The sequence below is a fragment of the Geminisphaera colitermitum TAV2 genome (assembly GCF_000171235.2).
Classification (GTDB): domain Bacteria; phylum Verrucomicrobiota; class Verrucomicrobiia; order Opitutales; family Opitutaceae; genus Geminisphaera; species Geminisphaera colitermitum.
In genome coordinates this window covers 24,650-34,462 of sequence record NZ_ABEA03000197.1, presented here as the reverse complement: position 1 = coordinate 34,462, position 9,813 = coordinate 24,650, and the positions used below count along the sequence as shown (strand labels likewise).

At 61.3% G+C, this 9,813-nt stretch carries 9 protein-coding genes and 1 pseudogene; 1 reads left to right on the top strand and 9 read right to left on the bottom strand.

Annotated features, from left to right (window positions below):
- Positions 1–45: 45 nt before the first annotated feature.
- From OBACDRAFT_RS23100 to OBACDRAFT_RS23060, 9 genes and pseudogenes are all read right to left on the bottom strand, one after another.
- Entirely contained in the window at positions 46–1,158 is a 1,113-nt protein-coding gene (locus tag OBACDRAFT_RS23100) for a flagellar basal body P-ring protein FlgI (protein WP_043589364.1), read from the bottom strand.
- A gap of 150 nt (positions 1,159–1,308) precedes the next feature.
- The gene (locus tag OBACDRAFT_RS23095) at positions 1,309–1,947 is read right to left on the bottom strand and encodes a flagellar basal body L-ring protein FlgH (protein WP_043589363.1); all 639 of its coding nucleotides are present in this window, start codon (positions 1,945–1,947) and stop codon (positions 1,309–1,311) included.
- Between the two features lie 17 nt (positions 1,948–1,964).
- On the bottom strand, positions 1,965–2,786 hold the full coding sequence (flgA, locus tag OBACDRAFT_RS23090; RefSeq protein WP_081722297.1) for a flagellar basal body P-ring formation chaperone FlgA: 822 nt from the start codon (positions 2,784–2,786) through the stop codon (positions 1,965–1,967).
- Positions 2,787–2,818: 32 nt separating this feature from the next.
- Positions 2,819–3,601, bottom strand: coding sequence for a flagellar basal-body rod protein FlgG (gene flgG, locus OBACDRAFT_RS23085; RefSeq protein WP_043589362.1), 783 nt, complete (start codon positions 3,599–3,601; stop codon positions 2,819–2,821).
- Between the two features lie 133 nt (positions 3,602–3,734).
- On the bottom strand, positions 3,735–4,547 hold the full coding sequence (locus tag OBACDRAFT_RS23080; protein WP_232767639.1) for a flagellar hook-basal body protein: 813 nt from the start codon (positions 4,545–4,547) through the stop codon (positions 3,735–3,737).
- Between the two features lie 14 nt (positions 4,548–4,561).
- The gene (locus OBACDRAFT_RS28745) at positions 4,562–4,708 is read right to left on the bottom strand and encodes a hypothetical protein (protein WP_157837267.1); all 147 of its coding nucleotides are present in this window, start codon (positions 4,706–4,708) and stop codon (positions 4,562–4,564) included.
- Between the two features lie 47 nt (positions 4,709–4,755).
- Positions 4,756–6,570 carry a methyl-accepting chemotaxis protein gene (locus tag OBACDRAFT_RS23075; RefSeq protein WP_081722296.1) on the bottom strand — a complete coding sequence of 605 codons (1,815 nt, stop codon included), beginning with the start codon at positions 6,568–6,570 and terminating at the stop codon, positions 4,756–4,758.
- Between the two features lie 141 nt (positions 6,571–6,711).
- Positions 6,712–7,475 (bottom strand): annotated as a pseudogene (locus OBACDRAFT_RS27140) (IS5 family transposase).
- A gap of 56 nt (positions 7,476–7,531) precedes the next feature.
- Positions 7,532–8,602: a LacI family DNA-binding transcriptional regulator gene (locus tag OBACDRAFT_RS23060; protein WP_043589360.1), complete on the bottom strand. Its 1,071-nt coding sequence runs from the start codon at positions 8,600–8,602 to the stop codon at positions 7,532–7,534.
- Between the two features lie 196 nt (positions 8,603–8,798).
- Between OBACDRAFT_RS23060 and OBACDRAFT_RS23055 the strand changes: the two genes are divergently transcribed.
- Positions 8,799–9,767, top strand: coding sequence for a hypothetical protein (locus tag OBACDRAFT_RS23055; RefSeq protein ID WP_157837266.1), 969 nt, complete (start codon positions 8,799–8,801; stop codon positions 9,765–9,767).
- Positions 9,768–9,813: the final 46 nt, after the last annotated feature.

Here is a 9,813-nt window from a genome sequence, read left to right as displayed (position 1 = left end):
TGCCCCGATGGATACTGGTGGGATGGCGGTGGTCATGGCGCGGGGTCAGTTGATGACGAGTTCGGCTTGGAGGGCACCGGAGCGTTTGAGGGTTTGGAATATGGCCATCATCTCGCGGGTGCTCACGCCGAGGGCGTTGAGGGCGGCGGCAAGGCGTTCGATGGAGGGGGTGTCGGGGATGATGTGAAAGCCGCCTTTGCCTTCGGTCACGTCGGTCTGCGTGGAGGGGACGACCGCCGTTTGTCCGCCGGCGGAGTAGGGCATGGGTTGGGAGACGCCGAGGGTGGAACTGACGGTGATGGTGAGGGAGCCGTGGCTGATGGCGACTTGGGCAAGGCGGACGGTAGAGGTGGCGACAATGGTGCCGGTGCGTTCGTTGATGACGACGCGGGCCATGGTGTCGGGGGTGATCTCGATGGCTCCGAGGTCGGCGATGTAGGCGACTTCGCGGCCGGCGTAGGCGGGGGGGACTTGCACGTTGAGGGTGGCGGCGTCGAGGGGGAGGGCGGCGGCGGCGGGGTAGCGGGCGTTGATGGCGTCGGCCATGCGGGTGGCAGAGGTAAAGTCGGGGTTGTGGAGTTGGAGGGTGAGGAGGCCTTCGTTGACGAAGGCGGCGGGGATTTCGCGTTCCACGATGGCGCCGTTGGTGATGGTGCCGACAGTGGGGTGGTTTTTTTGCACGGTCGCGCCGCCGGGTCCGCCTGCGCCGCCGAGGAAGCCGCCAACGGAGATGGGGCCTTGGCCGACGGCGTAAACGCGGCCGTCGGCTCCGATGAGGGGGGTTTGGAGGAGGACGCCGCCTTGTAGGGATTTGGCGTCGCCGAGGGAGGCGATGGTGAGGTCGATGCGGGAGCCGGGTTTGATGAAGGCGGCGATGTCGGCGGTGACAATGACGGCGGCGGTGTTGCGGGCTTTGATTTGCGTCGGTTCGACGGTGATGCCGTGGCGTTGGAGGACGTTGGCGATGGAGCTGAGGGTCGATTTTTGGGAGTTGGAATCGCCGTCACCAGCAAGGCCGACGACGATGCCGTAGCCGGTGAGTTGGTTGTCGCGTCCGCCGCCGACGAGGGCGAGGTCTTTGATGCGCGAGGCGCGGGCCGGAAAAGCTAAAAGGCTGAAAGCTAAAAAGCTGAAAAGGGCGAGAAACAGGTGGCGCATGGGGGGAAAATTAGGAAGTAGAAATTAGGAATTAGGAAGTGGGCGGCTTCGCCGTCATTTCGGATTGCGGGTGTCTTGAGGGGGGCGTGTGCATGGGTTCGTTTTTCTAATTTTTAATTTTTAATTCCTAATTTTTTCCGGCGAAGGGGGTCAAAAGGGGCGGAGTTTTTCGTAGATGCGGCTGAGCCAGCCGCGTTTCTGGGCGTCGGTCAGGGAGCCTTCGCTGATAAATTCGATGTGGGTGTCGGCGATGTTGCTGGAGAGAATGGTGTTGGCGCTGGTGATGTCTTCGCGGCGCACGATGCCGTGGAGGATGACGTGCTGGGTTTCGCCGGAAAAGGTGGTGCGGCGGGCTCCGGCAATGACGAGGTTGCCGTTGGGGAGGGTGTCGGTGATGAGGACGGCGGCGCGCGCGGTGATGGTTTGCGAGTTGTTGACGGTGCCGCCTCCGCTGAAGTCACTGGTGCCGCCAAAGGAGATGCCGGGGAGGGCGCCGTTGTGGGTGCCGAATTTGCTGGCGCTGGCGGGGTAAAGGAACTGGTTCACCGCGGCTTCGGATTTGGTTTCGGTGGAGGTTTTTTTGCTCTGGCTGGAGCTTTGGGCGGCGGATTCGGCAATGACGATGGTGAGGATGTCGCCGACGCGTCCGGCCTTGGCGTCGGCCACGAGCGAGAGTTCGCGGCTGCCGGGTGCGGTCCAAAGGGAGCCGGCGCTGACGGGAAAAGCTAAAAAGCTGAAAAGCTGAAAAGCTAAAAGGCTGAGATGGAGGAAGCGGAGGCGGTGGTGCATGGGGGGGCGTGGTGTGGTTAAAAGGTGACGCGGGCGGCGGATTCGGCGGTGACGAGGGCGGTGAATTCTTTGCGGGATTCGGGGTTGCGGACGCGGACGATTTCGCCGCGGCCGGCGTCTTCAAGGGCGATGCCGCGGAGGGTGATGGAGAGGGGGCCTTCGTTGGCGGCGATTTCAATCAACTGGCCGCGGCGGACGAGGGGGCGGCGGATAACGTCGCGCCAGGTGAGGAGTCGTCCGGCGGGGACGGCGCGGGTATAGATGAGGTCGGCGTCGGGTTCGGCGGGGACGGCGTCGCGGTCACGAAGGGCGTCGTAGCGTTTGAGGGTGAGGGCGGGGAGATAAACGGGGTCGCCCCGGGTGGCGGGAGTGGGGAGCAGCCAGCCGTCGCGCCAGAGTTGGGCGCGGAGGACGAGGGTGAGGTCGGTGGGAGTGGTTGCTCCGCCGGTGCTGTTGTCGGTAGTGTTGGGCTGGATACGGATGCGGACGAGCATTTGCGGGGCGAGCGCGGCGGGGTGGGCGAGTATCTGGAAGCAGGCGGTGTCGGTGAGCGCGGGCGGGCGTTCACGGTGCCAGTCGAGGGCGAGTTCGCCGGGGGTGTTGAAGTGCTCGGCGAGGAGCGTGGTGAGTTGATGAAGCGGGGGGGGGGGGGGGGCGGGGCTTTGCCCCGAACGTCCAACGTCCAACGTCGAACATCCAACGTCCAATGGGTTGGGTTGCGAAGGGAAGGGGGAAGGGGGGGGGGAGGGAAGGGTGGAAAAAGCTGAAGGGCTGAAAAGCTGAAAGGCTAAAATCAGAATGAGAGGTGTCGTGGGAAAGCGAATACGCGATGGCTTCATGGGGAAAAATGAGCGGTTGTCGTTTCGGATTTTCAGCGTTTGAGCTGGGTGACGTTTTGGAGCATTTCGTCGGAGGTCTGGATGGCCTTGCTGCTGACTTCATAGGCGCGTTGGGCGACGATGAGGTTCACCATTTCTTCGACGATGTTCACGTTGGAGGATTCGATGTAGTATTGTTGCGTGGTTCCGAATCCTTGTTCGCCGGGCTGGCCGGTTTCGGGGGTGCCGCTGGCGGGGGTTTCTTCGTAGAGGTTGCCGCCGAGGCTGCGCAGGCCGGCGGGGTTGGCAAAGCGGGTGAGGGTGAGGCGGAAGGTTTCGTTGCCGGCGGCGTTGGTGTAGGTGACGTCGCCGGTGTCGGAGATCGTGATGTCGGTGGTGCCGTTGGGCACGGCTTGGAATCCGCTGAGGACGGGGAGGCCGTCGGCGGTGACGATCTGGCCGTTGGGGTCTTGTTTGAAGGAGCCGTCACGGGTGTAGGCAGTGGTGCCGTCGGGGCGCTGGATTTCAAAAAAGCCTTCGCCTTGGATGGCGATGTCGAGTTTTTCGCTGGAGGCGGTGAGCTGGCCTTGGGTGAAGATTTTGGCGGTGGAGGAGATGCGGGAGCCGTTGCCGATTTCGACGCCGGTGGGGAGGAGGTTGCCGTTGCCGGTCTCCGCACCGGCGTTGCGAGGGGATTGATAGAGCATGTCGTGAAACTCGATTTTGCTGCGCTTGAAGCCGGCGGTGTTCACGTTGGCCAGGTTGTTGGCAATGGTGTTGAGGTTGAGTTGCTGGGCTTCCATGCCGGTGGCGGCGGAATAGAGGGAGAGGTTCATGGGAAATTAGGAAGTAGAAATTAGGAGTTAGGAAGTGGGCGGCTTCGCCGTCGCTTTGGTGTGCGGGGGGTTTGAGGGGATCGTGTGCATGGGTTCGTTTTTCTAATTTCTAATTCCTACTTTCTAATTCGTTTTAGGTGGTGAGGGCTTCGAGGGTTTTGCCGATGGTGTCGTCGCGGCTTTGGATCATCTTCTGGTTGGCTTCGTAGGCGCGGGAGATGGTGATGAGGTCCACCATTTCGCGGAGTTGGGAAACGTTGCTGGACTCGATGTAGCCTTGGATGACGCCGGGTTCGTCCATTTGCTGGGGCCCGGCGGCGGGGGGGGCGGTGAAGAGTCCGCCGGAGATGGGGGTGAGGAGCGTGGGGTTGGCAAAGGTGACGATGCCGAGGCGGCCAATGATGGTCTCGCCTTGGGAGATGGTGCCGTCGTCGTTGAAAACGAGGCTGGAGGTGGTGCTTTCGGTTTCGAGTTGGATGGGGGTGTCGGCATCACTGAGGACGTCCATTCCCTGCGCGGTAACGAGGGTGCGTTCGGGACTGATTTGCAGGGAGCCGGCACGGGTGTAGAGGATGACGCCGGATGCGTCGCGGACTTTGAAAAAGCCGTCGCCGGGGAGGGCGATGTCGAGTTCGCCACGGGTGGGCTGGGCTTCGCCGGGGGTGAGACTGATGTTGATGTTGGTGAGGGGGAAGACGGCGCGGCGGGTGTCGCCGCTGGAACCGGTGGCTCCGGGGTGGGCGGGGGCGAAGGCGGTGGGGCGGGGGAGTTGAAATTCGCCGGAGTAGTTGCCCGTGACTTGCACGGTGCGGCGTTTGAAGGCGGCTGTCTGGCTGGAGGAGATGTTTTGCGTGACGACATCTTGCCAGCGTTCGAGCGCGTTGAGGGAGGCAGCGTTTTGGTAGATGCCGATGTTCATGGGTCGGTCATGGCTTGGTAGCAGCATCGGTGCCAGTGGTGTTAACTCATTAGAATGGCGATGGTTGCGTCGCTAAAAAGCGAGCGGACCGGCGACGTGTCATTCTCCGGGAGTCGGAGCCGGTAATTTTTGCCGGGCATGGGGGAACCGGACAAGAGCATGATTTCGATCTTCCATTTGGAAATCATGCTCTTGTCCGGTTCTTGGGAATTTTTAGAAGTTCCCTGAAAATGTTTTAGGATTTGGCACCGTCAACGAGCGCGAGGAGAGATTGGGCGGCGTCTTTGAGGGAGATGGCTTGGGCGTTGAGTTCTTCCGCGGCGGAGGCACTTTCTTCTGCGCCGGCGGCGTTGGACTGGGTGACTTTGTCCATCTGGCTGACGGCTGTATTGACTTGGTCGATACCTTGGGACTGTTCCTTGGAGGCAGTGGCGACTTCGGCGGCGAGTTGGTCAACTTGGCGGAATTTTTGGAGGATTTCGTCGAGGCTGCGCGTGACTTTTTCTGTGAGTTGGACGCCTTGGGCGGTTTTGGTGACGGCGTTTTCGATGTTGGAGGCGGTTTCGCGTGCGGACTGGGCGCTGCGTTGGGCGAGGTTGCGGACTTCTTCAGCGACGACGGCAAAGCCGGCCCCGGCTTCGCCAGCGCGGGCGGCTTCGACGGCGGCGTTGAGGGCGAGGATGTTGGTTTGGAAGGCGATTTCGTCGATGGTCTTGATGATTTTGGCGACGTCGGAGCTGCTTTTTTGGATGTCTTGCATGGCGTGGGACATGTCGGACATGTCGGAAGAACCGGTTTCAGCGGCGGCGCGGGCTTGTTGGGCGAGGGAGTTGACTTGTTGCGCGTTGTCGGTGTTGCGGCGGGTCATGCTGGAGAGTTCTTCGAGGGAGGAACTGGTTTCTTCGAGGGCGGCGGCTTGTTCGCTGGCACCTTGCGCAAGGGTCTGGCTGGCGGAGGAGACTTGTCCGGCGGCGGCGGCGGTCTGGCTGGCTCCTTGGTTGAGGGTGTCGGCAATGGTTTTTATCGGGCGCGTGATCGAACGCGCCAAGCCGAGCGCAAGGGCGACGCCGATGAGAAAGGCGATGCCGAGGCCGGTGAGCATGATGGTGGAGGAGAAGACGAGTTGGCGGGTGGTGCCGATGGAGTCGGTGCGCACTTTGGCGAGGCTGGTTTCAATGAGTTTTTGGGTCTCGGCGCTCATCAGGTAACTGAGGTCGGTGCCTTGTTTCATGAGTTTGTCGCGGGTTTGCCAGTCGTCGCTGAGGGTCTTCATGGCGCGTCCGTAATCGGTGGCGGATTTGGCGAGGCTGGTTACGAGGCGGATGTTGGCGTCAAGGGTGAGCGTGGCGCGGAGGCGGGTGGCGAGGTCGTTGATGGTGGCGACGTGGGCCTGGGCTTCGACGAGGGTTTGCGGGGTGCGCTCGGCGAGGGCGCGCCAGACGGCGAGGCGAAGGGTGGCAATGGCTTGGTCAATGGCGATGAGGTTTTGGTATTTGAGGCGGGCTTCGGTGAAGAGGGCTTGGTCGGCGGTGGGGGCGGTGGTTTCTTGCTCAATGATGCGGAATTGGGCGGCGCGGAATCCGTCGGCGGCGGCAATGAGGGCGCGGGCGGCTTCGTCGAGGTGAAGGCGGGCGGCGTTGGTCGAGGCGATGCTTTCGGTCACGAGTTGCAGGGTGTTTTCATAGTCCTGCACGGTGGCGGCGGTGCGGGTGACAGCGTCGGCGAGTTGGGCGTCGTGGGTGGTGTCGGCGAATTCGCGGGCTTTTTGCAGGTGGCGTTTGATGTCGGCCAGGCTTTCGCGGCCGCGGGTGAGGTAGTCGGTTTCGTGCTGGAGGTAGTAGCCGCGGAGTTCGTAGCGGGTGAGCATGACTTGGTGCTCAAGGGCGGCGGCAGTGGTGACGACTGGGACGGCTTCGTCGGAGGTGGTGCGGGCGGTGTTGGCGCCTTGGTGCATGTTCCAGACGGCGAGGCCGCCGAGGAGGAGCATTATGAGGATGAGCAGGCCAAAGGAGAGGAGGAGTTTGGTGCCGAGTTTTCTGGTTTTGTTCATATCCATATCGCTGGAGGTTGGGAGGGGAGGCTCCGCCAGCAGCGAAATGCAGTAGCAGGGCCGGTCTGTTAGATCGGCCATCATTGGATCTTCTGAATGAAAAAAACTGAGAAACTAAAAACTTGGAACTAGGGCGTGTAGTCACGAGATTGAAGCCCAGAGGATGGCACACCTGAATTGGACGGCAGCGAGGAAAGAGGAGGCTCGTTTTGCGTATCGGGTTGCGATGCCGCGCCATTGCTTGAGTCGTAGGAATGCATTTTCTACCAGATGCCTGATCCGATAAAGATAAGGGTCATATTCGCGTTGTTCTATGCGATTGGTCTTTGGAGGAATCTGCGGGCAGATGCCTGCGGCCTGCGCCATTTCGATGATGGCGTTGGTGTCATATCCCTTGTCGGCGATCAGATGGTCTGCGGCAATGCCTTCAATCAACCTGCCAGCCTGTGTGCAATCAGCCGTGGAACCCGCTGTAACAATGACTCGCACCGGCATACCATGCGCATCCACGGCCAAATGTAGTTTGGTGTTTCGCCCCCTTTTGTCAGACCGATCGCCTCGTTTCCACCTCTGGCTCCCGCCGCATGCGGATGGATTTTGACATGACTGGCATCAATCATCAGCCACTCGAAATCGGGCTCGTTCATCAGTTCCGACAACAGGCGCTCCCAATGCCCCTTGTCTCTCCAGCGACAAAAACGCCTGTGCGTGTTGCCCCACCCTCCGTAATCCTCTGGAAGATCCCTCCAAGGCGCACCAGTGCGTAAAATCCACAGAACCGCGTTGAGGAACTTGCGGTTGTCCTCCGCCACCCCTCCCCACGCTCCTTTCCTTCCAGGTAGCAGCGGCTCCAGAACGCTCCAAACTCGGTCCGAAATGTCGTGACGGTGTTGATCTTTCGCCATGCTGACATTCTCCATCACAAAAAAACTCAGTCAATCTTATCTCGTGACTACACTCCCTAGGGACGGTTAAGGGGGCGGGGGCGGCGTGACTTTTTCTTCTCGGAAGGGAGAGACCAGCCGTCGTGCCAGTTGCCATCAATGAGGATGGTTTTGGGATGGGAGGGGGGGCCGCGTTCGTTGTGCGTGAGTTGGTTGACGACGAGGTCGCAGGCGGTGGCGCCGACGACAACGTTGTTTTCGTCGATCCCGGCCAGAGAGGAATCTGGCGGGCGGTTGAGGCAGACGAGAGCGAGGTCGTCGGGGATGGCGAGGCCGAGCGCGCGCGTCCATTGCTCTTCCTCGCCGAGGAGAGTGAGCAGGACGTCGGGACGCCAGCGGTCATGCCAGACGCGAAAGGTCTTGAGCGGGGTCTCGTGGACGTTGCCGGCAAAGGGTGGAATGCGGACGGCTCCGGGGATGCGAATCTGGCTGACAAGGTAGCCGGCCATCCAGTTGGAATCCACGCCGTTGATCGCCACCTCGGGCAGGCAGAGGCCAATGCGCCGGTAGCCGCGCCGGTAAACCTCGGTATAAGCGCGTTCAACGGTATGACGGTGATGGGAGGATACGCGGTCGATCGGAGGCGTGATCCAAGAATAGCTGATGGTGGACAGGGCGTAACGTTCCCAATGCATGGCATGGGTGGAGGAGAGCGCCCCCCCCCGGGGGGCAGCGAGAATCATCCCGGCAATGCCTCGAGAGTAGAGACGGCGATCAATAATCTCGGCAGACATGCCGGGGGCTTTCAGGAAAAAACATTCGGTGCGGTAGCCGCGCAGTGTGGCCTGTCGCTGGTAGCCTTCGTAGTGCTGGCGAAACGCGGCGTCAGAGGGACGGGACAACCAGTCTTCTTTCGATTCGCGATTGACCAGGATGGCAATGCAGCCGTGTTCCTTGGTCTCGCGTCCGCTGCGGATGTGCTGCATGAGCGAGGTGACGAGCGGGTTGGGCCGATAACCCATTTTCTCGGCGATCTCGCGCACCCGCCGCCGGGTGGCTTCGGAAACGCCGGGGGCGTTGCGCAGGGCCATCGAAACCGCGGTGGCGGTAAGGCCGGTGGCACGGGCGATTTCACGCAGGTTTGGCATGGTGCGGGTCAGATTCAGGCACTCCCGGACAGTGTCAACTTTACGTGTGAAGTTACGAAGATATTGCCCGAATTTCCGGGGTTTGAGAGTGTTCGAGCATGAGGGCTTTTCCAGCCCTTTTTCAGACCCTGAGAACTCTTACGCCTTCCGCGATAACGCGGCGGCCTCCACCACCTACTCAAAACAGAATCCTGCCATGAAAACCACCCGTCCTCCCATGACATTGTCCGATTGTTCATTTTTCCGCCCCGATTCACGCAGGCGTCTAGCCCGGTGCGTGGGGCTGTTGATTGCCGCTATCTGCGCGGCGATTCTGGTTCCGTCCCAATCGCGAGCCGATTTGCCGTTGCTGGGGCAGTGGTTGTTCGAAGAGGGCACGGGTGGCAAGGGCGCTGTGACCGCAGACAACACCGCCAACGGCAACGACCTCACGCTCAGCTCCAATAACTTCGCTTGGGGAACAGGCGTGGACGGCAAAGGTGGCGCGTTCAAAAACACCGCGACCTCTGGCAACTGGGCGGATGTCACCCGGAAAACCGACGTCAACGGAACCTTCGACAACCTGACCTCCTACACCATCACGGGCTGGTTCAAACGGGAGGGCAACCAAACGGGAAATAACGGGGCCATCATCTCGCTGGAAAACGGTCTCACGATCTTAAGCACCAACGATAACTACCTTTGGATCAACTCTACAAACGCCGGCGCCCCCTCGGTGCGTACGGCGAATAATTCTTACGCGAGAGACGAGTGGGTTTTCTTCGCCGTGACGGTCAACTCGTCCGCCTCTTCGCTGCTCAGCGGCATAAGCGTTTATTTCGGCACCGCCACCACGGCGCCGGTCGCGGCAACGGGGCTGACGGTCGGCACCTCCGGCAGCATCAGTCTCTTCGCGACGGGCGATGTCAACAGCATCAGCGTGACCAACCGTTGGAATGTCACTGGCACCTCGAGCACGGGCGCGCTGATAAACACGTTTATCACAGACCTGCGCATTTACGGTGTGGCGAGCGGAACATCGGGCGCGCTCGGCGCGGACGACATCCGGGCGATTTGGGCGCAAACTGCGGCCGTTCCCGAACCGGCGACCGTGGCGGTGTTGCTGGGGCTGGCCGTTGCTGCCTTTGTATCGGTTGGTCGGATACGCTCCCGCCTCCGGGCCTGATCTCCCCCCCTCCCCCACCCCCCCCCCGGTTTTAGTTCAACAATAA